This is a genomic window from Pedococcus sp. P2_A3, assembly GCF_056405035.1.
On the sequence record NZ_JBFUCW010000001.1, the window covers coordinates 217,524 to 243,968 of the forward strand.

27 protein-coding genes are annotated in these 26,445 nt (G+C 71.0%); 12 read left to right on the forward strand and 15 right to left on the reverse strand.

Going from position 1 to position 26,445, the window contains the following annotated elements; translation table 11 throughout:
* Nucleotides 1–8: 8 nt before the first annotated feature.
* Nucleotides 9–845, reverse strand: a complete 837-nt coding sequence (locus AC1DX8_RS01090) for a serine protein kinase RIO (RefSeq protein ID WP_477628053.1) — start codon at nt 843–845, stop codon at nt 9–11.
* Nucleotides 846–1,150: 305 nt separating this feature from the next.
* Between AC1DX8_RS01090 and AC1DX8_RS01095 the strand changes: the two genes are divergently transcribed.
* From AC1DX8_RS01095 to AC1DX8_RS01105, 3 genes are all read left to right on the forward strand, one after another.
* Nucleotides 1,151–2,353 (forward strand): acyl-CoA dehydrogenase family protein, encoded by a 1,203-nt coding sequence (locus AC1DX8_RS01095; RefSeq protein ID WP_477628054.1) that lies wholly within the window; start codon nt 1,151–1,153, stop codon nt 2,351–2,353.
* Nucleotides 2,354–2,444: 91 nt separating this feature from the next.
* The gene (locus AC1DX8_RS01100) at nt 2,445–3,032 is read left to right on the forward strand and encodes a YflT domain-containing protein (RefSeq protein WP_477628055.1); all 588 of its coding nucleotides are present in this window, start codon (nt 2,445–2,447) and stop codon (nt 3,030–3,032) included.
* 127 nt (nt 3,033–3,159) lie between these two features.
* On the forward strand, nt 3,160–3,903 hold the full coding sequence (locus AC1DX8_RS01105; RefSeq protein WP_477628056.1) for a PIG-L deacetylase family protein: 744 nt from the start codon (nt 3,160–3,162) through the stop codon (nt 3,901–3,903).
* A gap of 81 nt (nt 3,904–3,984) precedes the next feature.
* On the opposite strand, the gene AC1DX8_RS01110 is transcribed toward AC1DX8_RS01105, so the two are convergent.
* The 9 genes from AC1DX8_RS01110 to AC1DX8_RS01150 all read right to left on the reverse strand — a co-directional run bounded on the left by AC1DX8_RS01110 (nt 3,985) and on the right by AC1DX8_RS01150 (nt 14,595).
* Nucleotides 3,985–5,484, reverse strand: coding sequence for an aminopeptidase P family protein (locus AC1DX8_RS01110; protein ID WP_477628057.1), 1,500 nt, complete (start codon nt 5,482–5,484; stop codon nt 3,985–3,987).
* 112 nt (nt 5,485–5,596) lie between these two features.
* The gene (locus AC1DX8_RS01115) at nt 5,597–6,598 is read right to left on the reverse strand and encodes a DNA topoisomerase IB (RefSeq protein WP_477628058.1); all 1,002 of its coding nucleotides are present in this window, start codon (nt 6,596–6,598) and stop codon (nt 5,597–5,599) included.
* Between the two features lie 2 nt (nt 6,599–6,600).
* Nucleotides 6,601–7,029, reverse strand: a complete 429-nt coding sequence (locus tag AC1DX8_RS01120) for an SRPBCC family protein (RefSeq protein WP_477628059.1) — start codon at nt 7,027–7,029, stop codon at nt 6,601–6,603.
* 16 nt (nt 7,030–7,045) lie between these two features.
* Nucleotides 7,046–8,455, reverse strand: coding sequence for a tryptophan-rich sensory protein (locus tag AC1DX8_RS01125; RefSeq protein WP_477628060.1), 1,410 nt, complete (start codon nt 8,453–8,455; stop codon nt 7,046–7,048).
* 4 nt (nt 8,456–8,459) lie between these two features.
* Nucleotides 8,460–9,233: a CPBP family intramembrane glutamic endopeptidase gene (locus tag AC1DX8_RS01130; protein ID WP_477628061.1), complete on the reverse strand. Its 774-nt coding sequence runs from the start codon at nt 9,231–9,233 to the stop codon at nt 8,460–8,462.
* Nucleotides 9,230–10,621, reverse strand: coding sequence for a cryptochrome/photolyase family protein (locus AC1DX8_RS01135; protein ID WP_477628062.1), 1,392 nt, complete (start codon nt 10,619–10,621; stop codon nt 9,230–9,232). Before AC1DX8_RS01135 ends, AC1DX8_RS01130 begins: the two co-directional genes overlap by 4 nt.
* Nucleotides 10,622–10,767: 146 nt before the next feature.
* The gene (locus AC1DX8_RS01140) at nt 10,768–12,486 is read right to left on the reverse strand and encodes a glycerol-3-phosphate dehydrogenase/oxidase (RefSeq protein ID WP_477628063.1); all 1,719 of its coding nucleotides are present in this window, start codon (nt 12,484–12,486) and stop codon (nt 10,768–10,770) included.
* Nucleotides 12,487–12,489: 3 nt separating this feature from the next.
* Nucleotides 12,490–14,013 carry a glycerol kinase GlpK gene (glpK, locus tag AC1DX8_RS01145; RefSeq protein ID WP_477628064.1) on the reverse strand — a complete coding sequence of 508 codons (1,524 nt, stop codon included), beginning with the start codon at nt 14,011–14,013 and terminating at the stop codon, nt 12,490–12,492.
* A 54-nt stretch (nt 14,014–14,067) separates the two neighbouring features.
* A complete protein-coding gene (locus AC1DX8_RS01150) occupies nt 14,068–14,595 on the reverse strand; it encodes a MaoC family dehydratase (protein ID WP_477628065.1) in 528 nt (175 codons plus the stop codon).
* A 188-nt stretch (nt 14,596–14,783) separates the two neighbouring features.
* On the opposite strand from AC1DX8_RS01150, the gene AC1DX8_RS01155 reads away from it, so the two are divergent.
* The 4 genes from AC1DX8_RS01155 (at nt 14,784) to AC1DX8_RS01170 (ending at nt 17,641) form a co-directional block, all read left to right on the forward strand.
* Nucleotides 14,784–15,158, forward strand: coding sequence for a YciI family protein (locus AC1DX8_RS01155; RefSeq protein WP_477628066.1), 375 nt, complete (start codon nt 14,784–14,786; stop codon nt 15,156–15,158).
* Nucleotides 15,159–15,244: 86 nt separating this feature from the next.
* Entirely contained in the window at nt 15,245–16,105 is an 861-nt protein-coding gene (locus tag AC1DX8_RS01160; protein WP_477628067.1) for a PHP domain-containing protein, read from the forward strand.
* Nucleotides 16,102–16,719 (forward strand): MarC family protein, encoded by a 618-nt coding sequence (locus AC1DX8_RS01165; RefSeq protein WP_477628068.1) that lies wholly within the window; start codon nt 16,102–16,104, stop codon nt 16,717–16,719. Before AC1DX8_RS01160 ends, AC1DX8_RS01165 begins: the two co-directional genes overlap by 4 nt.
* Before the next feature lie 10 nt (nt 16,720–16,729).
* Nucleotides 16,730–17,641: a RecB family exonuclease gene (locus AC1DX8_RS01170; protein ID WP_477628069.1), complete on the forward strand. Its 912-nt coding sequence runs from the start codon at nt 16,730–16,732 to the stop codon at nt 17,639–17,641.
* Between the two features lie 10 nt (nt 17,642–17,651).
* Here AC1DX8_RS01170 and AC1DX8_RS01175 read toward each other — a convergent pair whose 3' ends face one another.
* The gene (locus tag AC1DX8_RS01175) at nt 17,652–18,575 is read right to left on the reverse strand and encodes a hypothetical protein (RefSeq protein ID WP_477628070.1); all 924 of its coding nucleotides are present in this window, start codon (nt 18,573–18,575) and stop codon (nt 17,652–17,654) included.
* A 230-nt stretch (nt 18,576–18,805) separates the two neighbouring features.
* Between AC1DX8_RS01175 and AC1DX8_RS01180 the strand changes: the two genes are divergently transcribed.
* Entirely contained in the window at nt 18,806–19,585 is a 780-nt protein-coding gene (locus tag AC1DX8_RS01180) for a ParA family protein (RefSeq protein WP_477628071.1), read from the forward strand.
* A 98-nt stretch (nt 19,586–19,683) separates the two neighbouring features.
* Nucleotides 19,684–20,730, forward strand: a complete 1,047-nt coding sequence (locus tag AC1DX8_RS01185; RefSeq protein WP_477628072.1) for an NAD(P)-dependent alcohol dehydrogenase — start codon at nt 19,684–19,686, stop codon at nt 20,728–20,730.
* Between the two features lie 97 nt (nt 20,731–20,827).
* On the opposite strand, the gene AC1DX8_RS01190 is transcribed toward AC1DX8_RS01185, so the two are convergent.
* Nucleotides 20,828–22,381, reverse strand: a complete 1,554-nt coding sequence (locus AC1DX8_RS01190; protein WP_477628073.1) for a DEAD/DEAH box helicase — start codon at nt 22,379–22,381, stop codon at nt 20,828–20,830.
* Between the two features lie 225 nt (nt 22,382–22,606).
* Between AC1DX8_RS01190 and AC1DX8_RS01195 the strand changes: the two genes are divergently transcribed.
* Nucleotides 22,607–23,299 (forward strand): ferritin-like fold-containing protein, encoded by a 693-nt coding sequence (locus AC1DX8_RS01195; RefSeq protein WP_477628074.1) that lies wholly within the window; start codon nt 22,607–22,609, stop codon nt 23,297–23,299.
* Nucleotides 23,300–23,366: 67 nt separating this feature from the next.
* Here AC1DX8_RS01195 and AC1DX8_RS01200 read toward each other — a convergent pair whose 3' ends face one another.
* The 3 genes from AC1DX8_RS01200 to AC1DX8_RS01210 form a co-directional block, all read right to left on the reverse strand.
* Nucleotides 23,367–23,633 carry a GlsB/YeaQ/YmgE family stress response membrane protein gene (locus tag AC1DX8_RS01200; RefSeq protein ID WP_477628075.1) on the reverse strand — a complete coding sequence of 89 codons (267 nt, stop codon included), beginning with the start codon at nt 23,631–23,633 and terminating at the stop codon, nt 23,367–23,369.
* 168 nt (nt 23,634–23,801) lie between these two features.
* Nucleotides 23,802–24,023: a DUF3107 domain-containing protein gene (locus AC1DX8_RS01205; RefSeq protein WP_477628222.1), complete on the reverse strand. Its 222-nt coding sequence runs from the start codon at nt 24,021–24,023 to the stop codon at nt 23,802–23,804.
* Nucleotides 24,024–24,145: 122 nt separating this feature from the next.
* Nucleotides 24,146–24,787 carry a TetR/AcrR family transcriptional regulator gene (locus AC1DX8_RS01210; protein WP_477628076.1) on the reverse strand — a complete coding sequence of 214 codons (642 nt, stop codon included), beginning with the start codon at nt 24,785–24,787 and terminating at the stop codon, nt 24,146–24,148.
* 76 nt (nt 24,788–24,863) lie between these two features.
* Here AC1DX8_RS01210 and moeB point away from each other — a divergent pair, with 76 nt between their 5' ends.
* Together moeB and AC1DX8_RS01220 are read left to right on the forward strand one after the other, a co-directional pair.
* Nucleotides 24,864–26,072 carry a molybdopterin-synthase adenylyltransferase MoeB gene (gene moeB, locus AC1DX8_RS01215; RefSeq protein ID WP_477628077.1) on the forward strand — a complete coding sequence of 403 codons (1,209 nt, stop codon included), beginning with the start codon at nt 24,864–24,866 and terminating at the stop codon, nt 26,070–26,072.
* 31 nt (nt 26,073–26,103) lie between these two features.
* Nucleotides 26,104–26,445 carry an MGMT family protein gene (locus AC1DX8_RS01220; RefSeq protein ID WP_477628078.1) on the forward strand — a complete coding sequence of 114 codons (342 nt, stop codon included), beginning with the start codon at nt 26,104–26,106 and terminating at the stop codon, nt 26,443–26,445.

The window sequence follows — 26,445 nt, forward strand, 5'->3', positions numbered from 1 at the left end:
GTGGCCGGCTACCAGCGCGACGTCGCCTCGGCGACGAGGTCACCGAGCAGCTCGCCTTCGTCGACCTCGAGCCCCCTGCTGACGAACCAGCGGCACATGTTCGCGACGTCGCGTTCGAGGAACTCGAAGCCCCGAGGGTTGCCGATGATGTCGACGATCTGGGGCCAGTCGATGATCACGAGCCGCTCGTCGTGGAGCAGCACGTTGTAGGGGGAGAGGTCGCCGTGCGTCCAGCCGCGCCTGGCCAAGGTGACCATCGAGGTGCGCAGCTGCTCGAACAGCTCCGGCAGGAGGTCGGCGGACGGTCGGGTCTGGGCCAGGCGTGGGGCCGCCTCGCCCTCGCCGCCGATGAACTCCATGAGCATCTCGCGGTCGCTGAGCTGCACGGGGTAGGGCACGGGCAGGCCCATCTCCCACAGCGTGGCCAGCGCCTCGAACTCGGCGATGGCCCACTGGCCCGAGAGCAGCTCCTTGCCGAACTCGGTGCGCCGGGACATCGCCCGCATCTCGCGGCTGCGACGGACCCGCCGCCCCTCGTGGTAGCCGGCGTCGCGGTGGAACAGGCGGTGCTCACCGGTGCGGTAGCGCTTGGCGGCGAGGAACGAGTCGACGGCAGGCGTGGTCGTGCCGTCCGGCAGCCAGCGCCGGACGATGTGGACGTCGGCCTCCTTGCCGGTCTTGAGGACGCCGAGGTCGGACTCGACCGCGCCGAGCGCGGTGATGACCCAGTCGGGTCGGGGTTTCGGACCGTGCGTGGCACCGTCCCAGCTGGACCAACGCTCACCCTCGGGGGGTGCGTCGGGGAGGCTGTCAAACGAGAAGGAGAGGTGCTCCTGGAACTGCATGGGTGGACTCCATCGAACGAAGGGAAAGGGCAGCGGGCGCGCCCAGGACAGTCGTGGACATCTCGTGCCTCCTTCGTTCCCCTCAGGGAGTCGTGCGCGCGGGCCTGTGCCGCGCGGCATACCGGATGATCGTGGCAGACCCCCCACGCCTGCCGCCACTGATTTACCGGGACCCGGTAAGGGTGCGGTCTGGGTGGGGAGGCTCACACGGCCTGAACCTGTGCTGGGACTGGGCCACTCGGCATACTCGCGGGAGGTCCTGATCCCCCGAATCTGAATCCCAACATCGCAAGGTGGCGAACCCCATGTCCCGACTCCAGCAGACCGACGGCCTGACCGAGGAGCAGACGGAGCTGGTCAAGCTCGTGCGCGAGTTCGTCAACGAGCAGATCATCCCGGTGGCGCAGGAGCTCGAGCACAAGGACGAGTACCCCACCGAGATCGTCGAGGGCATGAAGGAGATGGGGATCTTCGGGCTGATGATCCCCGAGGAGTACGGCGGCTTGGGCGAGTCGCTGCTCACCTACGCGCTGGTCGTCGAGGAGATCGCCCGCGGCTGGATGTCGGTGAGCGGCATCGTCAACACGCACTTCATCGTCGCCTACATGCTGCTGCAGCACGGCACCGAGGAGCAGAAGCAGCGCTACCTGCCGAAGATGGCGACCGGCGAGATCCGCGGTGCCTTCTCGATGAGCGAGCCGGGACTGGGATCCGACGTCTCGGCGATCCGGACCAAGGCCGTCCGCGACGCAGACACCGACAACTGGTCGATCACCGGCCAGAAGATGTGGCTCACCAATGGCGGTAGCGCGAATCTCGTTGCGGTGCTGGTGAAGACGGACCTCGGCGCAGACTCGGTCTACAAGAACATGACGACCTTCCTCATCGACAAGACGGCCGGCTTCGGCGAGACCGCCCAGGGCGTCACCATCCCCGGCAAGATCGAGAAGATGGGCTACAAGGGCGTCGACACCACCGAGATGGTGCTGGAGGGCCACCGCACCACCAGCGCCCAGATCCTCGGCGGCGAGCCGGGCAAGGGCTTCTACCAGATGATGGACGGCGTCGAGGTGGGTCGAGTCAACGTCGCCGCCCGGGCCTGTGGCGTCTCGATGCGGGCCTTCGAGCTCGGGATCGCCTACGCCCAGCAGCGCGAGACCTTCGGCAAGAAGATCGCCGAGCACCAGGGGATCCTCTTCCGGCTCGCCGACATGGCGACCAAGGTCGAGGCAAGCCACCAGATGATGGTCAAGGCCGCCCGGTTGAAGGACGCGGGCGCGCGCAACGACCTCGAGGCCGGCATGGCCAAGTACCTCGCCGCCGAGAACTGTGCCGACGTGGTGGAGCAGAGCTTCCGCATCCACGGCGGTTACGGGTACTCGAAGGAGTACGAGATCGAGCGCCTCTACCGCGAGGCGCCCATGCTGCTGATCGGTGAGGGCACCGCCGAGATCCAGAAGATGATCATCGGCCGCCGCCTGCTCGAGGACTTCAAGCTCAAGAGCTGAGGTATGCCGCGCGGCTGGCTCGCGCGGACCGCTCAGGTGGCGATCGGGTACCGTCCAGCAGACTACCAGCGGGCTTTGACACACTGGTGGCATGAGCACGCAGCCGAATGCCATGGCCAGGTCCCGCGCGGTCCTGGCGTTGGAGTACCCGATGTCCCTCGGGCGGTACGACACCTACGAGAAGGCCCAGAAGGCCGTGGACTACCTCTCCGACCACGAGTTCCCGGTGCAGAACGTCCTGATCGTCGGCACCGGCCTCAAGCAGCTGGAGCGGGTCACTGGTCGGCTCACCCGGCGCCGGGTCGCGGTGGGTGGGCTCGTCTCGGGCGCGTGGCTCGGCCTGTTCGTCGGCCTGATCTTCGCGCTGTTCGACACCGGCAACGGAGCAGGCTTCATCGGCGTGCTCCTCACGGTGGCGTTCGGTGCCGTGTTCGGTCTGGTGTGGGCGCTCATCGGCTACGCCCTGACCGGCGGCACGCGTGACTTCACCTCCGTGATGCAGGTCGTGGCCACCCAGTACGAGGTCCTGGTGGAGCACAAGTTCGCGGCCCAGGGTCGTGAGCTCCTGACCAAGATGGACCCGATGGCGGCCGCGCAGGCGCAGGTCGACGCCGCGCGCGAGGCCGAGCGCCAGCGGGCCGCCGCCGAGCAGGCGCAGCAGACGCCCCCGACGGTCTGAGGCCGCGGGGCGCGCGAGAGTTTGCAGGATCCGGCGGACCAGGACCCGTCGGATCGCTCAAAGACTCGCGGGGGTGGGGCGTCCACGGGGGGGCGCGGACCCGCCCGCGCGGCATACCCTCTGGTCCATGACTGAGACCGGAGGGGACAAGCCCGCTCTCGCCGACTTCGGCGACGACTTCGCATCCGTCCTGTGCGTGGTGGCGCACCCGGACGACATCGAGTACGGAACGGCCGCGGGGGTGGCCAGGTGGACGGCAGCCGGCAAGACGGTGACCTACTTCCTGCTGACCAGGGGTGAGGCCGGCATCGACACCATGCACCCCGACGAGGCGGCCGGCGTCCGCGAGCAGGAGGAGCGCGACGGCGCCGCGATCGTCGGGGTGACCGAGGTGGACTTCGGCACCCACCGGGACGGCAACGTCGAGTACGGGCTGGCCCTGCGGCGCGACATCGCCCGGGAGATCCGCCGCCGCAAGCCGGAGGTCGTCATCACGGGGCACTACGGCGACCGGTTCGTCCAGGGAATGCTCAACCAGGCCGACCACCGGGCCGTCGGGCTCGCCTGCGCCGATGCCGTGGCCGACGCCGGCAACCGCTGGATCTTCCCTGAGCTGGTCGAGGAGGGCTTCGAGCCCTGGAACGTCAAGCGGCTCTGCTTCGCGGGTTCCCCGACCGCCACGCACTACGTCGACGTGGGCGACCACGTCGACCAGGCCGTCGCGTCACTCGAGGCGCACCGGGCCTACAACGACGCCCTGCCGGACACCTTCCCCAAGCCGGCCGAGCTGATCGGCATGATCCTCGGCTGGGGCGGCCAGGCGGCCGGCGTCGACAAGGCCCTCACCCTCGACGTCGTCGAACGACGCTAGGGATACGGGCGCGACGACGACCTCCCGCTGCCTGCCCGAGGAACGAGGGCGGGCGGGAGGAGTCGCGCCCCAAATAATGGTTCAGCCCTGGACGGCGCGGATCCAGGCCTCCACGTCGGCGGAGCTGCGCGGCATGGCTGCCGACAGGTTCTCGTGGCCGTCCTCGGTCACCAGCACGTCGTCCTCGATGCGCACCCCGATGCCCCGGAACCGCTCCGGTGCCTTGAGGTCGTCGGCCTTGAAGTAGAGCCCCGGCTCGACGGTCAGCACCATGCCCGGCAGCAGCTCGGCGTCCATGTACTCCTCGCGGGTGGCCAGGGCGCAGTCGTGCACGTCGAGCCCGAGGTGGTGGCTCGTGCCGTGCACCATCCAGCGGCGGTGGTACTGGCCGTGCTCCTTGTCGAGCGTGTCCTCGACCGAGACGCCCTCGGGCAGCAGGCCCCAGGCGTGCAGGTGCTCCGCGATGACCGTGATCGCGGCGGCGTGGACGTCGGAGAACTTGTTGCCCGGCTTGACCGCGGCGAGCCCTGCCTCCTGGGCTGCGTAGACGGCGTCGTAGACCTCGCGCTGGGCGTCGGTGAACGTGCCGTTGGCCGGCAGCGTGCGGGTGATGTCCGCGGTGAACAGCGACTCCACCTCCACCCCGGCGTCGAGCAGGATGAGGTCGCCGTCACGCAGCTCCCCGGTGTTCTTGATCCAGTGCAGGGTGGTGGCGTGGTCGCCGGCGGCGGCGATGGAGTCGTACCCGACGCCGTTGCCCTCGTGCCGCGCGGTGAGGCCGAAGACGCCCTCCACCCAGCGCTCGCCGCGGCCCTTGGCGATGGCCTCGGGCAGGTCGGCGATGACGGCCTCGAACCCGTGGTGGGTCGCCGCGACCGCCTTGCGCATCTCCTCGACCTCCCACTCGTCCTTGGTGAGGCGCAGGGTCGACAGGAAGTGGGCGAGCTCGTCGTCGGCCTCGGTGAGGTCGTCCTGCTCGGCCGTCGCGGAGGTCGCTACCGACGTGCGCGCGGTGTCGAGCTCACGGGTGAGGTCGCGGTCGGCGTCGCGGACCAGGCGCACCGTCACCTCACCGGCGTCCTTGACCACGGCGTCGGAGAACTCGTCGATGTGGCGCCCGGTCACCCCGAGCTCGGTCTCGATGTCCTCGATGGTCGGACGTGCCCCGACCCAGAACTCGCCGTAGCGGGCGTCGGCGAAGAACTCGTCGGTGTCGCGACCCGCCAGCGGACGGAAGTAGAGGACGGCCTCGTGGGTGCCGTCATCGCGCGGTTCGAGGACGAGCACGGCGTCGGGCTCGCGGTCGCCGCCCAGCCCGGTGAGGTGGGCGAACGCGCTGTGCGGCCGGAAGACGTAGTCGGTGTCGTTGCTGCGGACCTTGAGGCCGCCGGCGGGGATCACCAGCCGGTCGCCCTGGAACGCGGCGCTGACCGCCTCGCGCCGCGCCGCGGCATACCGCGCGGCCTCGCTCAGCGCGCTGGGCCCGGGGCGGCGCGGCGCCCAGTCCTCGGCGACGAACGCACGGAACTCGTCCGTGGTGGGGCGGGCGCGGTTCTCCGGCTTCTTCTGCTCTTCGCTCACCGCGCCATGGTATGCCGGGTGCCCGACGTCCCGGGGCGCGGCACCCGCGACGAGTCACCTTGGCCACCGGGCTCGCCCGGCTCGGTCAGGTCGACCGAGCCGGGCGAGCCGCTCAGGCGTCGGACAGGAGCGCGAGCACGGCCTTCTCGATGGCGGCCTGGCGGCGCTCGGGCGTGCGGTAGCGCGACGGGTCCACGTCGATGGTGGAGCCCGACTCGTAGCGGTCGAGCACGCGCGGGTCGATGTAGGAGTTCTTGGCGATGGTCGGGGTATTGCCGAGGTACCCCGCCACCTCGTCGACGGCTGCCTTGATCGCGCGCTTGCGGGACGCCGGGGTGTCGCCGGGCTCGTCGCTCGCGGCGAGGGCGACCGCTGCCAGCACGGTGGCGTGCCAGGTGCGGAAGTCCTTGGCAGTCAGCTCACCGCCCAGCAGTTCACCCAGGTAGGCGTTGACGGCCGTGGAGTCGAGGTCGGCCCAGCGCCGGGCGTCCTGGTAGGCCAGCAGGCGCCGGCTCGCCGACTTGCGTCGACGCATCCGGTCCAGCGCCTCGATGGCCGCGGCGTCGTCGATCTCGATCGTGTGCTCGATGCCCGACTTGCCGACGAAGGTGAACACGATGACGTCACCGCGTCGCCGGACGTGCTGGCGTTCGAGGGTGGTCAGACCGAACGAGCCGTTGTCCTGGGTGTACGCGTCGTTGCCGATGCGGAAGTACCCGAGGTCGAGCAGCCGCACCGCCGTGGCGGCGGCCCGACCGCGCGGCATGCCCTCGAGGGCGAGGTCACTGAGGATCCGGCGCCTGGCCGCCGGCAGCTTGGCCGCCGCCGAGAGCACCCGGTCGAACTTCGTCTGGTCCTGCTTGAGCCGCCAGACCGGGTGGTAGAGGTACTGGCGCCGGCCCGCGACGTCCGTACCCACCGCCTGGATGTGTCCTTGGGGCAGCGGACAGATCCAGACGTCCTCCCACGCCGGTGGGATCGCCAGCGACCGGATCCGCTCGACGTCAGCGGCGCCAAGACGGGCACCGGTCTCGTCGAGGTAGACGAAACCCTTGCCCGCGCGGCGGCGCCGCCAGCCCTTCGACTGGGGCGAGACCTTCCTCAGCCTCGGCACGGCTACAGCCGGTCGAGGGCCGACTTGAGGGTGCGGGCGGTGTCGTTGCCGAGCTTGGTGAGCAACGGCATCGCCACCGGCCACAGCCAGCGGCCGAGCCCGGTGAAGGAGAACTCCGCCTGGTAGTCGACCGACGACCCGGTGCCGTCGGGGGAGACGGTGATCGTGTCTCGGCTGGTGGTGGTCTCGTTGCGACCCACGATGACGAAGCCGTGGTCGGTCACGCTCTCCAGCGTGTAGTCGAGGTCGACGGTGCGCCCGGCGAACTTCGACACGTTGTGCCACACCGTGCCGGGGGAGCCGTCGCCGGACAGCAGCTCGCAGCTGACCGTGCCGGCGTCCCACTCCACGGCGTTCTCGAAGTCCAGCAGGTAGGGCAGCACCCGGGTGGGCGGGGCCGTGGTGGTGACGGTGCGTCGGACGGTGGGCATTCAGGTGCTCCTGTGGTCAGTGCTGCGGGTTGCGTCGGGCAATGGCTGTGGTGAGGGCGGTCGCGAAGGCGCACCACCCGGCATACGCGAGCAGTCCGGTGGCCTTACCCCGTCCGGCTGGCGCCACACGTCGGGCGAGGTCCACGCTGCTCACGGTCAGGGCCGCGCACTCGGCGGCGGCCACCCACGGGCGGTGGGCGCGGAAGAACAGCCCGGTCCACCCGGCGTTGAGGACCATGTTGACCGCGAGGGCGCGTTCGAGGTCGCGGGCCTGGTCGGGGTGGTCGCGCTCGGCGAGGACGGCCGAGGCCGCGGCGGTGAGGAGGGCGACCTCGGCGTAGAGGCCGGTCCAGACGACCGGGAAGGCGGCGGGTGGCGGCTGCCAGGACGGCTTGTCGAGGGAGGCGTACCAGCGCGACTTCGGGTCGGTGAGCAGCGATCCCACGACGGCCGCGGCCGCCACGGTGCCCGCCGTGCGTTGCACCGTGCGCCGCCAGAGCAGCGGGTCGACGGTGCGCAGCGCGGCGCGGACGGCCTCGTCAAACCTGGCCAGGCCGCCGGGCGGAGGGCCGATCGCGTCCTCCACGTCGTGCTCGTGGCAGATGGCCTCGTGGACCAGGCTGCCGACCAGCGGGCGGGCGATGCCGGCCGAGATCGGCGTGACGAGCCCGACCCAGAGGCCCGCGAGGCGGGGCGTCAGCACCGGGACGGAGACGACCAGCCGGCGGCCCAGGCCGGCCACCCGCGCGTAGCGCTGCATCATGTCGGCGTAGGTCAGCACCTCGGGCCCGCCGATGTCGAACGTGCGGTTGCTGTCGGCGGGGAGGTCGGCGGCACCGACGAGGTAGTGCACGACGTCGTCGACGGCGATGGGCTGGATCCGGTTGTCGACCCACTTGGGCGCGACCATGGCGGGGAGCCGCTCGGTGAGGTGGCGCAGCATGTCGAAGGACGCCGAACCGTCGCCGAGGACCACCCCGGCCTGCAGGACGGTGGCCGGCACCGGACCGGCGAGGAAGATCTCTCCCACCTCGACCCGCGAGGCGAGGTGCTCGGAGAGCTCGCCCGAGGGGTGCAGGCCGCTGAGGTAGACCACGCGGGCGATGCCGGCATCGGCGGCGGCGGCCGCGAACCCCTGCGCCATCGTGCGGTCACGCTCGACGAAGCTGCCCTGCCCGTCCATCGAGTGCAGGAGGTAGTAGGCGACCTCCGCGCCCTCGAGGGCCCGGCCCAGGTCATCCTGTGAGGTGGCGTCACCCTCGACCACGTCGACGGCGTCGCGCCACGGGCGGCCGTCGAGTCCGGACCTTCTTCGGGTGAGCACGCGCACCCTCCAACCGGCGTCGAGCAGGGCGGGCACGAGCTCGCCACCGATGTAGCCGGTGGCGCCCGTGACGAGCGCCGTGCGGGGTGCGGTGTCACTCATGTGTTCAGCTTCCGGTGGAGAGGACGGCGGGCAGGAGGAAGAGCATCCCGAGCGACCACGTGAGGTGCGTGATGGCCGGGCCGAGGATGCCGCCGGTGACGCGGCGCTGCAGGGCGGTGAGGAGGCCGAGCAGGCCGGCCGCGAGGACGAGCAGCGGTATGCCGGCCCCGATCGTGGTCAGCGCGTAGACGACGGTGGTGATCGCCACCGCATGGCGACGACCCACGGCGGAGTAGAGCGCGCCACGGAAGTAGAGCTCCTCGGCGATCCCGTTGACGGCGGTGAGGACCGCCACCAGCGCGAGCGAGCCCAGCCGCGCGTGGTCGAGCAGGTGCTGCACGGGGTCGCGCAGCACGGGCACCTGCGCCACGACGAGGGCTCCGGCGAGGAACAGGGCCAGCAGCAGGGCGCCGAGCGCGAGCGACTGCACGATGGGGCGGGCGTCCTCGCCGCCCGACCGCGTGTGGGCCCGCCCGAGGTGCAGGGGACCCGACGTGAACGCCCCGACGGTCCAGATCACCGCGAGGCCGAGCGTCGCGGCGTAGAACATCGGGTCGCCGGGCTGGATCCGGAGCGCGAACGCGAGCACCCCTGCGCCGATGACGAGGGTGACCAGGGCGACGAGCCGGCGGCGGCGGAAGGCGGCGTCGCTCTCGGTGTGGTCACGGGCGACCGGGGTGACGAGCGCAGCGCGGATGAAGTCGCGGACCTCGTGCACCGGGTGCAGTCCGCGGCTCGCGGCCGATGCTCGATGGGCGCCCGGCGTGGACTCGCTCATCCGCGGACCGACTCGTAGCGACGCAACGTCTCACGGCGCTCGTCGGCGTGGTCGACGATTGGCGCGGGGTAGCCGTGGGCGTACCCGTCGTCGTGCTTCCACGGTTCGTGGACGGCCGGCCCCTCGAGGTGCGCGAGCTCCGGGACGTACCGACGGACGTAGTCGCCGTGCGGGTCGAAGCGCAGGCCCTGCGTGACCGGGTTGAAGACCCGGAAGTAGGGAGAGGCGTCGGTGCCGGTGCCGGCCACCCACTGCCAACCGTGGTTGTTCGAGGCGATGTCGCCGTCGATGAGGTGGTCGAGGAAGTGCCGGGCGCCCACGGGCCACCAGACGTGCAGGTCCTTGGTGAGGAAGCTGGCCGTGACCATCCGCATCCGGTTGTGCATCCACCCCTCGCTCAGCAGCTGCCGCATCGCGGCGTCCACCACGGGGTAGCCCGTGCGTCCCTGGCGCCAGGCCTCGACCGCCTCGCCCGCGTCGTCGTAGTCCATCCCCGACAGGGCGGGACGCAGGTCGTGCCAGGCCGAGCGCGGGTGGTGCCACAGGACATCGGCGTAGAACTCGCGCCAGGCCAGCTCGGTCTCGAACCGGTCGGCGCCCTTGCCGAGGTTCCGCCGTCCGTCCGCGAGGTCGGCCAGCAGGGTGCGGGGGTGGACGGCACCGATCTTGAGGTAGGGGGACAGCCGCGACACCCCGTCGAGGTCGGCGCGGTCACGGTCGGTGCCGTAGTCGGCGAGCGCACCGTCGCGGAAGTCGGCCCACCGCCGCAGGGCGGCCTCCTCACCCGCCTCCGGGAGGGCGGGGAGGTCCGTGGCCCCGCGGGCGTCCCTCAGGGCGACCAGCGCGGACTGGTCGGACCGCACCTGGGCCAGCCGCAGGCCCGGTGGTTCCTCGGCGGGGGCCGGCCACCCGTGCTCCCGCCACGCCTTCGAGAAGGGGGTGAAGACCTGGTAGGCGGCCCCGCTGCCGTTGAGCACCGAACCCGGTCCCACGGCATACGGTGTGCCGGTCTCGACCCAGTCGACGCCGGCCCCGCCGAGGGCTGCGGCGACCTTGCGGTCACGGCGCCGTCCTGCGGGGGTCGTCTCGCGGGAGACGTGCACCGAGGTCGCGCCCAGCTCGTGCGCGAGCGCCGGGACGACGTCCACCGGGTCGCCTTCCCGCACGCACAGCCTCCCCTCGTATGCCGCGTCGACGGCCTTGAGGCTCTCGGCCAGCCACGCGCGTCGGGCGTCCCCGGCGCCGCCCCACAGGGCCGGGTCGAGGACGAAGACCACCGCCACCTCACCCTGGCCGTCAGCGGTGGCGGCGGCGTGGGCTGCTCCCAGGGCAGGGAGGTCGCCGCGGCGCAGGTCGCGGCGCAGCCACAGGATGCTCGACGACGGCATGCGACGCTCTCCTTACTCGGTCTGCCCCAGCGTGCCGGCCAGGACGGTGGGCTATCGGACGGGATCCACTGCGGGACCTGTCACGCTAACCGTCTGACCTGCAATGTTCAAAGTATGTCCAACGTGGTGCGAGGTGACCGGGCGGCTCAGAGGGTGCCGTCAGGGCCGCTGCGCCGGGCCGCATCGGCACTGGCGTCGTCGGGCATGGTCTGGCTGACGCGCTCGGCCTCCACCCGCCCCAGGTAGATCGCGATCTCCTGCGCGGTGCGGGCCTCGTCCCACCCCAGCACGGGCGCCACCAGGGCTGCGGCGACGGGGGCGGCGGAGACTCCGCGGTCCCAGGCCTCGATCGAGATCCGGGTGCGACGGGTCAGCACGTCGGTCAGGTGCAGCGCGCCTTCGTGGGAGGCCGCATACACGACCTCGGCCCGCAGGTGGTCCTCCGCGCCCTCCAGTGGCTCGCCGAGCTCCGGCCGCTCCGCGACCAGGTCGAGGACCTCCTGGGTGAGGGAGCCGTACCGGCGCAGGAGGTGCTCGATGCGTGCGACGTGCAGCCCCGAGGCGCGGGCGAGCGTCTGGCGCTGGTTCCAGGCGGCCTGGTAGCCGACCCCACCGAGCAGGGGGATGGTGTCGGTGGTGGACTCCGCGATCCGACCGGGGATGGCCTGCGCCGCCTCGTCCACGGCGTCCCGGGCCATCACGCGGTACGTCGTGTACTTGCCGCCGGCCACGACGACCAGGCCCGGCGCGCTGTGGGCGACCACGTGCTCGCGCGACAGCTTGCTGGTCGACTCGGACTCGCCGGCGAGCAGGGGCCGGAGCCCGGCGTAGACACCCTCGACGTCCTCGTGGGTCAAGGGAGTGGCGAGCACGCGGTTGACGTGGTCGAGGAGGTAGTCGATGTCTGCGCGGGTGGCCGCCGGGTGCGCCTTGTCGAGCGCCCAGTCGGTGTCGGTCGTCCCGAGGATCCAGTGCCGGCCCCAGGGGATGACGAACAGGACGGACTTCTCGGTGCGCAGGATCAGCCCGGTCGAGGAGTGGATCCGGTCACGGGGCACGACGAGGTGGATCCCCTTGGACGCCCGCACGTGGAACTGGCCGCGCTCGCCGACCATGGCCTGGGTGTCGTCGGTCCAGACCCCGGTCGCGTTGATGATCTGCTTGGCGTGCACCACGAACTCGCGGTCGGTGAGCTTGTCGACCGCCCGCACCCCCGTGACGCGTTCGCCCTGTCGCAGGAATCCAACCGCAGCAACGCGATTCGCGACGTGGGCGCCGTAGCTGGCGGCCGTGCGGGCGAGTTCCATCGTGTGTCGGGCGTCGTCCACCTGCGCGTCGTAGTACTGCACGGCCCCCGTGAGCGCACTGCTCTTGAGGCTCGGCATGAGCCGCAGCGCCTGCCGGCGGGTGAGGTGCCGATGGTGGGGGAGGCCCGCGCCGAGACCGGAGCTCATGGCCATCGCGTCGTAGAGGGCGATGCCCGAACCGACGTAGGCGCGTTCCCACCCGTGGTGGGTGAGGGGGTAGAGGAACGGGACGGGGCGCACGAGGTGGGGCGCGAGGCGGGTGAGGAGCAGGCCGCGCTCGTGGAGGGCTTCCCTGACGAGGGCGAAGTCGAGCATCTCGAGGTAGCGCAGCCCGCCGTGGATGAGCTTGCTGCTGCGGGAGGAGGTGCCACTCGCGAAGTCCCGCTGCTCGATCAGCCCGGTGGACAGGCCCCGGGTGACCGCATCGAGCGCGGTGCCGCTGCCGACCACGCCGCCACCGATGACGAGCAGGTCGAGCTCCTCCCCGCCGCTGAGGGTCTCGATCGCGCGTTCGCGACCCTGCGGCGAGAGCGCCGTGTGCGTACCTGCCAGACCCATGTCCTACCCCTCGTCGACGTCCACCCAGTTCAGGGTGCGTTCCACGGCCTTGCGCCACCCGGCATACCCGTCACTGCGCTGCCGGTCCGACCAGGTCGGTGACCACCGCTTTGACTCCTGCCAGTTGGCGCGGAGCTCGTCGGTGCCTGACCAGAACCCGGTGGCCAGACCAGCAGCGTAGGCCGCGCCGAGCGCCGTCGTCTCGGCGACCACCGGGCGGGACACCGGGACGCCCAGGATGTCGGACTGCAGCTGCATGCAGAGGTCGTTCGCGGTCACGCCACCATCGACCTTGAGCACCTCGAGCTCGACGCCGCTGTCCTTGGTCATCGCGTCGGACACGTCGCGGGTCTGGTAGCAGATGGCTTCCAGCGTGGCGCGGGCCAGGTGAGCGTTCGTGTTGAAGCGGCTCATGCCGACGATGGCGCCGCGGGCGTCGGGTCTCCAGTAGGGGGCGAACAGCCCGGAGAAGGCCGGGACGAAGTAGAGGCCACCGGTGTCGTCGACCTGCTTGGCGAGGCGTTCGATGTCTGCCGCACCCGAGATGATGCCGAGCTGGTCCCGCAGCCACTGGACCGCCGAGCCGGTGACGGCGATCGAGCCTTCCAGCGCGTAGACCGGCTTGGCGTCACCGAGCTGGTAGCAGAGCGTGGTGAGCAGCCCGGACTCGCTGCGGACGATCTCCTCGCCCGTGTTGAGGATCATGAAGTTGCCGGTGCCGTAGGTGTTCTTGCCCTCGCCGGGTGCGAAGCAGACCTGGCCGACGGTCGCGGCCTGCTGGTCGCCGAGGTCGCCGGCGAGCGGCACCTCGCCCCCGAGCGGCCCGCCGGGGCGGGTCAGCCCGTAGAACTGGGGGTCGGAGCTCGGCCTGATCGTGGGGAGCATCTCCCGCGGGATGTCGAAGAACCCGAGGAGCTCGTCGTCCCAGTCGAGGGTGCGCAGGTCCATCAGCATGGTGCGGCTGGCGTTCGTGACGTCGGTGACGTGCACCCCGCCGTCGGTCCCGCCGGTGAGGTTCCACAGGAGCCAGGTGTCGATCGTGCCGAAGAGGGCGTCCCCCCGCTCGGCGGCCGCCCGTGCGCCGTCGACGTGGTCGAGGATCCACTGGACCTTGCCCGCGGAGAAGTACGCCGCCGGGGGAATTCCGGCGCGTTCGCGGATGACGTCACCCTTGCCGGACTGGTCGAGGGCCCGCGCGATCCGGTCGGTGCGGGTGTCCTGCCAGACGATGGCGTTGTGGAGGGGGCGACCGGTTCGCTTGTTCCACACCACAGTCGTCTCGCGCTGGTTGGTGATCCCCAACGCGGACAGGTCCGAGGGCTGGAGGTCGAGGTGGGAGAGCGCGGAGCCGATCACCGTCTGGGTGCGTTCCCAGATCTCGAGCGGGTTGTGCTCCACCCAGCCTGCCTGGGGCATGACCTGTTCGTGCTCGAGCTGGTGGCGCCCGACCTCGGCGCCGTCGTGGTCGAACACCATGAACCGGGTGCTCGTGGTTCCTTGGTCAACAGCACCAACGAAATCGGCCATGAGGTGACCCTAGTGCGGCGGGACGCTGGCGACCCAGCAGACCGGGTCGATCATTCAGTCCTTCGCGGGTGGCTCGACGAGCTCGGGGCGACCGGGCTGTTCCCCGCCGCGCGCCTCGAGATAGCTCTCCTTGGGCACCATCACCTTGCGGCGGAAGATGCACACGAGCGTGCCGTCCTGGTTGTAGCCCTTGGTCTCGACGTGCACGACCCCGCGGTCGTCCTTGGACTTCGACTCCCACTTGTCGAGCACCTCGGTCTGCCCGTAGATGGTGTCGCCGTGGAAGGTCGGGGCGACGTGGCGCAGCGACTCGACCTCCAGGTTGGCGATGGCCTTGCCCGAGACGTCGGGCACGCTCATCCCGAGCAGCAACGAGTAGATGTAGTTGCCCACCACCACGTTCTTCCCGAACTGGGTCGTGTTCTCGGCGTAGTTCGCGTCGAGRTGGAGCGGGTGGTGGTTCATCGTGAGCAGGCAGAACAGGTGGTCGTCGTACTCGGTCACCGTCTTGCCGGGCCAGTGCTTGTAGACCGCGCCGACCTCGAACTCCTCGTAGCTGCGTCCGAATTGCATGGGGCCCATCCTGCCGAGGTGGGCCCAGCAAGGACACCGGTATGCCGCGTGCGTTCCCTCACAGCGCGTGCTCGGGAGCCGCACCGGCCACAGTCGGCCGGAAAAAACGCGGCGAAAGATCGAGAGCCCCGACCGCGGGGCGTCAGGGTGGTGACAGGGCCGCACGGCCGACGACCAACCCGAGAGGGAGCACCACCATGAAGTACGTCATCCTGATCCACTCCAACCCGCAGCCGTGGGGTCACCCCACGAGCAACTTCCTCCCGGAGTACCAGTCGCTCACGGAGGCCGAGCGCGACGGGCTCAACGCGGACTTCGAGTCGGTGCTCGAGAGCCTCTCCAGCAGCGGTGAGCTCGTGGGCGGGCAGGCCCTGGGCAGCCCCCACGACGCACGGCTGTTCCGCTGGTCAGCCGGGCGACGGAAGATCACCGACGGGCCCTACGCCGAGACGACCGAGCACTTCGCCGGGTTCTTCCTCATCGACGTCGCGAGCCAGGCCCGGGCCGAGGAGGTCGCCGAGAAGTTCGCCGGCCCGGGCGAGACCGTCGAGCTGCGCCCCGTCGCCGACTGACCCGGGAGAGCGCCCCGACCCGAACCGGGGCGCTCACCCGGCGGTGCGGGCAGGAACGTCCCGGCGCGGGCCCTACCCTTGGGCACGTGCCGATCGACCTCCACACCCACTCCACCGCGAGCGACGGCACCGAACCCTCCGACGTGGTCGTGGCCCAGGCGGCGCGGGCCGGCCTCGAGGTCGTGGCCCTGACCGACCACGACACGTATGCCGGGTGGCCGGCGGCAGTCAGCACCGCCCTCGAGCTGGGGGTGGGCCTGGTCCGTGGGGTCGAGGTCTCCTGCTCCCACCGGGGGGTCAGCGTCCACCTGCTCGCCTACCTGGTCGACCCCGAGGCCCCAGGCCTCCTGCACGAGCTGGACCGCGCTCGCGACTCCAGGGTGACCCGGATCGACCGGATGGTCGAGCTGATGGCCGCCGACGGCATACCCGTGACCGCCGAGGAGGTGCGGGCGCAGGCGGGTGAGGGCACCACGATGGGCCGGCCACACATCGCGGACGCACTCGTCGCGAGCGGCTACGTGCAGACCCGCGACGAGGCGTTCGCCGACGTGCTCCGCAACGGCAGCCGCTACTACGTCTCGCACTACGCCCCCCACCCGGTGCGCGCAGTCGAGCTCGTGCGGCAGGCGGGGGGCGTGCCCGTGATGGCGCACCCCTTCGCGAACGGTCGCGGGTGGACCGTCGACGACTCGGTCATCGAGCAGATGGCCGACGCGGGGCTGGCCGGGTTGGAGGCGCACCACCGCGACCACACGGCGGGTGAGCGTGCCCACGCGGTCGAGCTGGCCGCCAGGCTGGGGCTGTTCGTGACGGGGTCGAGCGACTACCACGGCGCAGGCAAGGACAACCGGCTCGGCGAGAACACCACGACCCCTGAGGTGCTCGCCCAGATCGAGGAACAGGCAACCAGCGGTATCGACGTGGTCAGGGTGGCGCGCGCGTGAACGACATCATCAACCTGCAGACCTTCGGCTCGGTCTTCGTGACCCTGCTGGTGATCATGGACCCGCCCGGCGCGCTGCCGATCTTCCTCGCGCTGACGTCCTCGCTGACCCAGAAGCAGAAGGTCGCCGCGGCCCGCCGGGCCTCCCTGGTCGCCCTCGGTGTCATCGTGCTCTTCGCCGTCTTCGGTCAGCAGATCCTCACCTACCTCCACATCTCCCTCCCGGCCCTGCAGGGCGCCGGGGGTCTGCTGCTGCTCCTCGTGGCGCTCCAGCTGCTGACGGGTTCGGAGCAGGAGCAGCACGCCGACGCCGGGGTCAACGTCGCGCTCGTGCCGCTCGGCACCCCGCTGCTCGCCGGTCCGGGAGCCATCGTGGCGACGATGCTCCAGGTCAAGCGGGCCGACGCGGTCGGCGACTACGTGGCCGTCGCTGCCGGCCTGGTCGCCACGATGTTCGTCGTCTGGTTGTTCTTCCGCTTCGCCAGCCAGGTGCACCGCGTGCTCAAGGACAGCGGCACCGTGCTCGTGACCCGGATCGCGGGACTCCTCCTGTCGGCGATCGCCGTGCAGATGGTCGCGGACAGCGTCCGAGCCTTTGTCAGCGGCACCGCCTAGCGTGGTCGACATGGTCACGGAGGAGCCGGCCGGCGCAGGCCGTGTGGGCGCTGGCGTCCAGCAGGAGTTCGTGGGTATGCCGCGGCGCCTGTTCCGCGCCAGCCCCAGCAAGCTGCTGGCGTGGGTCGACTGCCCGCGCCGTTACCGCATGCAGTACCTCGACCGGCCGGCGCCGCCGTCCCGCCCGCAGCGCGCCCACACGTCGGTCGGGGTGGCCGTGCACAACGCCCTCCGCGACTGGTGGGACCTCCCGGTGGAGCAGCGCTCGCCCGCCGCCGGTGCCGAGCTGGTGCGCACGTCGTGGATCGACGTGGGCTTCCGCGACGCAGACCAGTCGCTCGCGTGGCGTGAGCGCGCCCAGGGCCAGGTCGTCGCCTACCTCGACGACGTCGACCCGGCCCACCAGCCGCTGGGCATCGAGCGCACCGTCTCGCTCAAGACCGACGTCCTGACCCTCCAGGGCCGCATCGACCGGCTCGACGACCGCGGCGGCGAGCTTGCCGTCGTCGACTACAAGATGAGTCGGTGGCAGCCGACCGACGACGACGCGCGCACGTCGCTCCCGCTGGCCCTCTACGCGGCGGCCGCGTGGAAGATGTTCCGGCGCAAGTGCGTCCGCGTCGAGCTCCACCACCTCCCGAGCGGGTCCGTCGCGAGCCACGAGCACACCGGTGAGTCGCTCCGGCGCAAGCTCGACGAGGCCGAGTCGATCGCCCGCGAGGCTCGCCGAGCCGAGGACGACTACGCGGACGTCGGGGTCGACTCGAGCCGGTTCCCGGCCAAGGTGGGCCCGATCTGCCAGTGGTGCGACTTCCGCGCCCACTGCCCGGCGGGTCAGGCCGTCGGTCCGGAGAAGTCCGACTGGGCCGCCCTGGAGCAACCAGTCACGGCGGGCGCGCAGGCCCCGCCGATCGTCGGCTGAGCGTTCGCCCTCACCACTCCCAGCGCACCCCGACCACTCCGGGTCCGACGTGGTGCAGGACATGCTGCACGCTCGTCGACCCACCGAGGACGATCGGCCTCGAGGCCCTCCGTCCGCCGAGGTCGCTGTAGGTCGCGACCCGCAACGGCAGCTTGTCCGGCGAGAAGCGCACCCAGATCATCAGCTCGGTGACCTCGCGGACCAGGTAGTACTCGATGCAGTGCGCGGTGCCGAGGTCGCGGGGGAGCAGCACGCGGTGCTCGGCCGCGGCGGTCTCCCCGAGCCGCAACGGACGGTCGAGCACCAGCTCGGCGGCGAACACGCCCACCTCGGGGCGCAGGACCTGGCGGCCGAGGCGGCAGCCACTGACCGGCACGAACTGCGCCTGCTCCCCGCTGGGGACGTCGATGGTGAGCAAGGCGGGCAGTCGCTGGGCGCCGGGCCGGACCGCACGGACGACGTTCCGGATCGTCCTGACCCGCTCGATGCCCTGGTCGTCGACGTCGAGGGTGTCGTGGATGGTGACGTCCACCAGGCCCGGTTTCGCGCCGAAGCCGAGGTCGGCCAGCGCCAGCTCGGCGTCGGGGTGGTCGATCGGCAGACCCCCGGCGGTGACCTCCGCCTGCGGCAGGAACGGGCGACGGCGGGGGCCGATCCGGTCGAGGAGGTGCCCGTGCGGCAGCTGGAGGAGCTCTTCGAGGTGGAGCACGGCGCGAAGGGACGAGCCGCGCTGCGGTCGGCTCCGACCGGACTGCCAGTAGCTCAGCGTGGCGATGCTGACGGGGGTGCCGCGCTCCTCGAGCCGGCGGCGCAGGGACTCCAGGCTGCGTCCGCTGCCGGCGATCGCGGCGCGCAGGGCGTCCGGGAACCCGTCCGGGTCGGCCGCGCGCGACCCACCGCGGGTGGCGCCGTCCACGACGTCCCCTGAGGTCATGCTGCCACCCCCTGCGCTGGGCGCTGCCGTTCGATGTGGGGCCCGGTGCGGCCTCCCCTCGCCACCGAAGCTCTTGAAGGGTCAACAGTACAGCCGCAGGGCCCGCGATCTGGGCCAACCGGAGGTTTCGGTCCCGGTGGGGCACGCGGTGGGCGGCAGGCGCACCTGACAGACTTGGCCCACCGGCATACGCATCTCTCGAGGCAACCACAGAAGAAGGGCGGCCACTGGTGCCCACGACACGCACGAAGCAGGCCACGGTCGTCTCCGTGGCCAACCAGAAGGGCGGCGTCGCCAAGACGACGTCGGTCGCCTCGTTGGGCGCGGCCTTCGCCGAGCAGGGCAAGCGCGTGCTGCTGGTCGACCTCGACGCCCAGGCGTGCCTCACGTTCAGCCTCGGCGTCGACCCCGATGAGGTCGGCCAGTCGATCAACGAGGTGCTGCTCGGGCGGGCCTCGATCGCCGACGTGCGGGTGGCGTGCGACGACGGCGTGGACCTGGTGCCGAGCGTGATCGACCTCGCGGGCGCCGAGGCCCAGCTGCTGCCTCGTCCCGGACGGGAGTACATCCTGCGCACGGTCCTCGAGGAGGTGCGCGACGAGTACGACGTGATCCTGCTCGACTGCTCCCCGAGCCTCGGGGTGCTGACCCTGAACGCCCTGACCGCCAGCCAGGCCCTCATCATCCCGATGCCCTGCGAGATGCTGAGCCACCGCGGTGTGGGCCAGCTGCTCGACACCGTGGGCGACGTCCAGAAGATCCTCAACAAGGACCTCGTGGTGTGGGGCATCCTGCCCACCCTGTTCGACGGTCGCAGCAACCACGCCCGCGAGGTCCTCGCCGATGTGGGCGAGCGGTACGACCTGCCCGTGCTCGACCCGCCGATCCCCAAGACCGTGCGGTTCGCGGAGGCGCCGGCGGTGGGGCGCTCGATCCTCGCGACCTCGCGCACCTCGAAGGGTGCCAAGGCCTATCGCGACGTCGCGGCCGCCCTGGCCAAGAAGCTCTGACCCCACCTCCGGGGTGGCCGGGGAGCCACGACGGAATAGCAGCGCGAGTCCGTGACTTGTCCCTAGACGGTGACTGAACCCAACCCCTGAGGAGACTCATGTCCCGCACCGCTGCCCTGTCCACCGCGTCCGCAGGCGCTCCGCTCACGGCGACCACCATCGAGCGCCGCGACCTGCGTGACGACGACATCACCATCGACATCGCCTACGCCGGCATCTGCCACAGCGACATCCACCAGGTCCGCGAGGAGTGGGGGAGCGCGATCTTCCCCATGGTCCCCGGTCACGAGATCGCCGGGGTCGTCTCGGCCGTCGGCGACGGCGTGACCCGCTACCAGGTCGGCGACCGCGTCGGGGTCGGCTGCATGGTCGACTCCTGCGGTGAGTGCGAGTTCTGCAAGGACGGCCAGGAGCAGTTCTGCGTCAAGGGCGCCGTCATGACCTACAACGGCAAGGGCTACGACGGCGAGGAGACGATGGGCGGCTACAGCCAGCAGGTCGTCGTCAGCGAGCGGTTCGCCGTCCGCATCCCCGACGCCCTCGAGCTCGACGTCGCCGCTCCGCTGCTCTGCGCCGGCATCACCACCTACAACCCGCTCAAGCGGTGGGGAGCCGGTCCCGGCACGAAGGTCGCCGTCGTCGGCCTTGGTGGCCTCGGCCACCTGGGCGTGAAGTTCGCCGCGGCCCTCGGCGCCGAGGTGACGGTGCTGAGCCAGTCGACCGCCAAGCAGGCCGACAGCACGCGCTTCGGGGCTGTCGACCACCGCGCCACCACGGACGAGTCGACCTTCAAGGACCTGCGCGGCCGGTTCGACCTGATCCTCAACACGGTCAGCGCGAACCTGCCGTTCGACGACTACCTGTCGCTGCTCAAGCCCAACGGGGCCATGGTCAACGTGGGCGCCCCCAGCGACCCGAGCACGTTCCGCGCGTTCTCCCTCATCGGCGGGAGCAAGGTGCTCGCCGGCTCCAACATCGGCGGCATCCCGCAAACCCAGGAGATGCTCGACTTCGCCGCGGAGCACGGCATCGCCGCGGAGATCGAGACGATCAGCGCCGACCAGGTCAACGAGGCCTACGACCGCGTCGTGAGCTCCGACGTGCGCTACCGGTTCGTCATCGACACTGCCACCATCGGCGCCTGACCGTTCGCGACCTCACCTCGGTCGCACCACACACAGGTATGCCGCGCGGCCGAGCCGCGCGGCATACCTGTCTGTGTGTCTCGTGGTGCGGGCCCGGTCAGGCCTGGGTGCTGGTCTCGCCGGTCGCCCCGCCGCGCGTGCGGCGACGGTTGCGGTTGCGACGCGGCTTGGCCGGGGCGTCCCCGCCCTCGCTGGCCTGCGGCGCGCCGTCACTGCGCCGCTCGCCACCGCGGCCTGCGTCACGACCTCCACGGCCGCCACTGTCGCGGCCGCCACTGTCGCGTCCACTGTCGCGGCCGCCGCGACCACCGGCGGCCGGGCGACGACCGCTCGACTTGCCGGTCTCACCCAGGTCCTCGAGCACCTCGGCGCCGAGGCCGGCGAGCTTCTGGTCGGCCTTGGGCAGTCGGCCCTTCGCGGTGCGCGGTATGTCGAGCTGCTCGTAGAAGTGCTCGGAGGAGGAATAGGTCTCCTCGGGCTCGGGGATGCCGAGGTCGAGGGTCTTGTTGATCATGCCCCAGCGCGGCAGGTCGTCCCAGTCGACGAACGTGACCGCGATGCCGGTGTTGCCGGCGCGTGCGGTGCGGCCGATGCGGTGCAGGTAGGTCTTCTCGTCCTCGGGGCACTGGTAGTTGATGACGTGGGTGACGTTGTCGACGTCGATGCCACGGGCTGCGACGTCGGTGGCGACGAGGATGTCGACCTTGCCGTTGCGGAACGCCCGGAGCGCCTGCTCGCGGGCACCCTGACCGAGGTCTCCGTGGATCGGGGCAGCCGCGAAACCGCGGTCGATCAGGTCGTCGGCGACCTTGGCGGCAGTGCGCTTGGTGCGGCTGAAGATGATGGTCAGGCCACGACCCTCGGCCTGGAGCATGCGGGCGAGCATCTCGACCTTGTCCATCGCGTGGGCGCGGTAGACGAACTGCTCGACGGCCTTGACCGTGTGGGCGTTCTCCTGGTCGTCGCCCATCGCGCGGATGTGCGTCGGCTGGCTCATGTAGCGGCGGGCCAGGGCCACGACGGCGCCGGGCATGGTGGCCGAGAAGAGCATCGTCTGGCGGGCCGGCGACGTCATCGCGAGCAGCTTCTCGACGTCGGGGAGGAAGCCGAGGTCGAGCATCTCGTCGGCCTCGTCGAGCACGACGGACTTGCAGTGCGAGAGGTCGAGGTGACCCTGCTTGGCGAGGTCGATGAGGCGACCCGGCGTGCCGACGACGATCTCGACGCCGGCCCTCAGCGCGTCGATCTGGGGCTCGTAGGCCCGGCCGCCGTAGACGGTGAGCACCCGGATGCCACGACGCTTGCCGGCCCGCTCGAGGTCGCTGGCGACCTGCACGGCGAGCTCACGGGTCGGGGCGACCGCCAGGGCCTGCGGCTTGCCGGCGTGGGGGAAGGTGTCCCAGGCGTCGTCGCCACGGGCGATCGTGCGGTTGAGCATCGGGACGCCGAAGCCCAGCGTCTTGCCGGTGCCGGTCTTGGCCTGGCCGATGATGTCGTGCCCGGACAGCGCGACGGGCAGCGTCATCGCCTGGATGGGGAAGGGGGTGACGATGCCGGCGTCGCCCAGCGAGGCGACGATGTCGGGGTGGACGTCGAAGTCGGCGAACGACGGGTCTGCGGGCACAGCCGCACCCGTGGTGGTCTCAGTCATGAAGTTCTCTCGATCGGGGGCGCACCCAGAGGGGACGCGCTCGCACAGCGGGCCGATCGGAGGTCTTCGTCAATGCTTGTGAGCGGGGCTGCGGATCGTCTCCGCGGCTGATTCGTGCCGACCGGGCACCTTTGACCTGCGCAGTCTAGCCCGGTGGGCGCCACTTCCCCGCATCGACGGGCGACTCCCGATGCGCTCGCGGGGCGCGCCGTTAGGGTGACCGACATGACCAAGGACGACTGGCTCGCCGACCCGCAGTACCGCGACGCGGTCGCCGACCTCCTCGGGGTGCTGGCCTACGGCGAGCTCACGGCGTTCACCCGGCTCGCCGGCGACAGCGAGCTCTCGCCCACCCAGCCGCTCAAGGCGGCCGTCGCCGGGCTGGCCGTGGCCGAGTTCCGCCACTACGAGATCCTCGTGACGCGGCTGGACGAGATGGGCATCGACCCCGAGGCCGCGATGGCTCCCTTCATCGCGCCGATCGACGCCTTCCACGAGCGGACCAAGCCCAGTAGCTGGCTCGAGGGCCTGGTCAAGGCGTATGTCGGCGACGGCATCGCGACCGACTTCTACCGCGAGATCGCGGCCTACGTCGACCCCTCGACCCAGGCCCTCGTGCACTCCGCCATGGAGGACGTCGGCCAGGCCGAGTTCGTCGTCAAGGTCGTGCGCGAGGCCATCAAGGCCGATCCCAAGATCGCCGGACGGCTCGCCCTGTGGGGCCGGCGCCTCGTGGGGGAGGCGTTGTCGCAGGCGCAGCAGGTGGCCGTGGAGCGTGACGCGCTCGCCTCCCTGCTCGTCGGTGGCGTCGGTGGTCCGGACCGACCCAGCGCCGACCTGGCCGAGCTGGGCCGGATGTTCGCCCGGCTGACCGACGAGCACACCCGCCGGATGGGCCGCCTCGGCCTGGCCGCCTGACCGTTCCGCGCAGGCGAAAGGGCTCGGGCCTGTGCGGCCCGAGCCCTCTCGTGTGAGGCGGTGGTCGTCAGACCGTGGTGTTCCTTCGCCCGGTGACCGCGCCGTAGACGGCGATGAGCACCACCGCGACGATGATGCTGATGATCCAGCGAACCCAGTCGATGCCGCTGGTCGCCGCGACGCCCAGCGCCGCCGCGAGGTAGTACCCGATGATGACGCCGATGATGCCCAGGATGATCGTGATGATGACCCCGCCGGCCTGGCGGCCCGGCATGACTAGCTTGGCGAGGGCGCCGATGATGGCACCCGCGATGATGACGCCAATGATCTCCATGTCCTGCCTCACTTTCGTGTGTGCGAGCGGCTGACCGATCGCATTGCGTCATTACCCCACCACGAAACAACCCAAACCGCACCCACGACGGCGGCGTGTTGCGTCACGGAGTGGACACGATTTTCCTGCGTTTGCGCAGGTCAGGGGCCTTCTGGACGCAGCGGGTGGTCAGACGCCGAAGCCGACGCCACGCTTCTCGGACTCACCGATCTGCACGTAGCCGAGCACCGACGCGGGGACCAGGACCTGGCGACCCTTGTCGTCGGACAGGCTGAGGACGGTGCCCTTCTCGAGCGAGGCGCTCACGGCTGCGGCGACCTCGGACGCACTCTCGCTGGACTCGAAGATGACCTCACGCGAGACGTTCTGGACGCCGATGCGGACCTCCACGGTGATTCCCTTCTTTCTGGGTGTGGACACCGGACCCTCCCGCGAGGGGAGGTCGCCGTCCACGCTGGGCACGCGGCATACGAGCACGTGCGGAACTGTCGACAAGGCTAACCAGCGGTGCGTCAGGAACCTTCCCCGCCCACCTTCGGGAACGACCCGAGCCCTCGCCAGGCGAGCGCGCCCATGAGGAGGGCCGCCTCGTCCTTGGGGACGTCGGACCCCTGGGCGAGCCAGTGGCGGGCGCTGACCTGGGCGAGCCCGGTCAGGGCCATGCCCAGCAGGGAGGCGTCCTCGTCGGTCAGGCCGGTGTCCTCGGCGATGACCTCGGCGACGGCCTCGGCGCAGACCAGCCCGACGGCGTCGAGCCGGTTGCGGACCGCGGACTCGTTGGTGAGGTCGGACTCGAAGATGAGCCGGAACGCCGCACCGTCGCGCGAGACGAAGTCGAAGTAGGCGGCGATGGTCGCGTAGACGCGCTCCTTGTTGTCATGGGTGGAGGCGAGCGCTTCGCGGACCAGCTGTTCGAGTGCCTCGCTGTGCTTGTCGAGCAACGCGAGGTAGAGCTCGAGCTTGCCGGGAAAGTGCTGGTAGAGCACCGGCTTGGAGACCCCGGCCCGGTCGGCGATGTCGTCCATCGCGGCGGCGTGGTAGCCGGACTCGACGAAAGCGGCCTGGGCGGCCTCGAGGAGCTGCGCGCGGCGGGCCGACCGCGGGAGGCGCTGGCCGCGGGCGTTGTCGGTGCTGGGGACTGCTCGAACTGACATGGTGGCTCTCTGTTCGGCGGTGGTGCAGCCTGACTGCGCTGTCGGGGACATCGTACGGGTGGGTAACCTGCATCACATGGCGATCCCACCGCTGGTCGCACCCGGACCGGAGCTCAGCACCGAGCAGAAGGCCCGCTACGCGCGCCACATCCTGCTGCCCGAGATCGGCATCGAGGGTCAGCGACGGCTGGCCAACGCGCGGGTCCTCGTGGTCGGGGCGGGGGGACTCGGGTCGCCGGCGCTGATGTACCTCGCGGCGGCAGGGGTCGGGACGATCGGCGTGGTCGACGACGACGTGGTGGACGCGTCGAACCTCCAGCGCCAGGTCGTGCACGGGGTCGCCGACGTCGGACGGCCCAAGACCGAGTCCGCGGCCGAGACGGTCGCTGCCATCAACCCGCTGGTCACCGTCGTCCGCCACGACCTGCGCCTCACCTCCGAGAACGCGCTGGAGATCCTTGCCGACTACGACGTGGTCCTCGACGGCGCCGACAACTTCCCGACCAGGTACCTGGTCAACGACGCCTGCGTCTTCCTGGGGCTTCCGCACGTCTGGGGGTCGATCTACCGGTTCGACGGCCAGGTGTCGGTCTGGTTCGCCGGCCACGGGCCGTGCTACCGCTGCGTGTTCCCCGACCCGCCGCCGCCTGACGCCGTGCCGTCGTGCGCGACCGGTGGGGTGCTGGGCGTGTTGTGCGCCGCGGTCGGTTCCGTGCAGGTCGCCGAGGCGATCAAGCTCGTCGTGGGACGCGGTGACCCGCTCGTGGGGCGTCTGCTCGTGCATGACGCGTTGCGCCAGACCTGGGACACGCTCACCGTGCGCGCCGACCCCGACTGCCCCGTCTGTGGCGAGTCCCCGTCCGTCACCTCCCTCGTGGACTACGAGCAGTTCTGCGGTATGCCGGGTGCCTCCGACGCGCAGGAGGCCGAGGATGCTGCCCGGCCCGGCTTCGCCGACGTCACGGCGACCGAGCTCGCCCAGATGCTGGCCGACCGGGACAGTGGTCACCGGTCGTTCGAACTGGTCGACGTGCGCGAGCCGGGGGAGCGGGCCGTCGTGTCCATCCCGGGGTCGCGGGCCCTGCACCTCGACCGGTTCCGTGACGGCACCGCCGCCGACGAGCTGCCCTCGGACACTCCGGTGGTGCTGCTGTGCAAGTCGGGGGTGCGGTCGGCCGAGGCTGCGGGACTCCTGGTCGCCACCGGTCGGCACGACGTCGCGAACCTGGCTGGTGGGGTGCTCGCGTGGGTGCACGACGTCGACCCGAGCCTCCCGGTCTACTGAGGACACGGAATTGGTGACGGAGGCAGGGCGGGTGAGCGGTGCCCCGAGCGAGTTCGCGGACGACGTGCTCGAGGTCGTCGACACGATCCCCGAGGGCATGGTGATGACCTACGGCGACATCGCCGAGCTGCTCGGGCGCGGTGGCGCGAGAGGGGTCGGCACCGTGATGGCCCGCTACGGCTCGGACGTGCCGTGGTGGCGGGTGATCCGCTCGGGGGGCTACTTCCCCCAAGGCCTCGAGGACGAGGCCCTCGCCCACTACCGCGAGGAGGGCACGCCCCTCGTGCGTGGCCAGGTCGACGGGCGCCGCGTCGACCTCGCCCGGGCCCGCTGGCTCGAGGCCAAGCCGCCCGTCCCCCCGACCCGGTCCTGA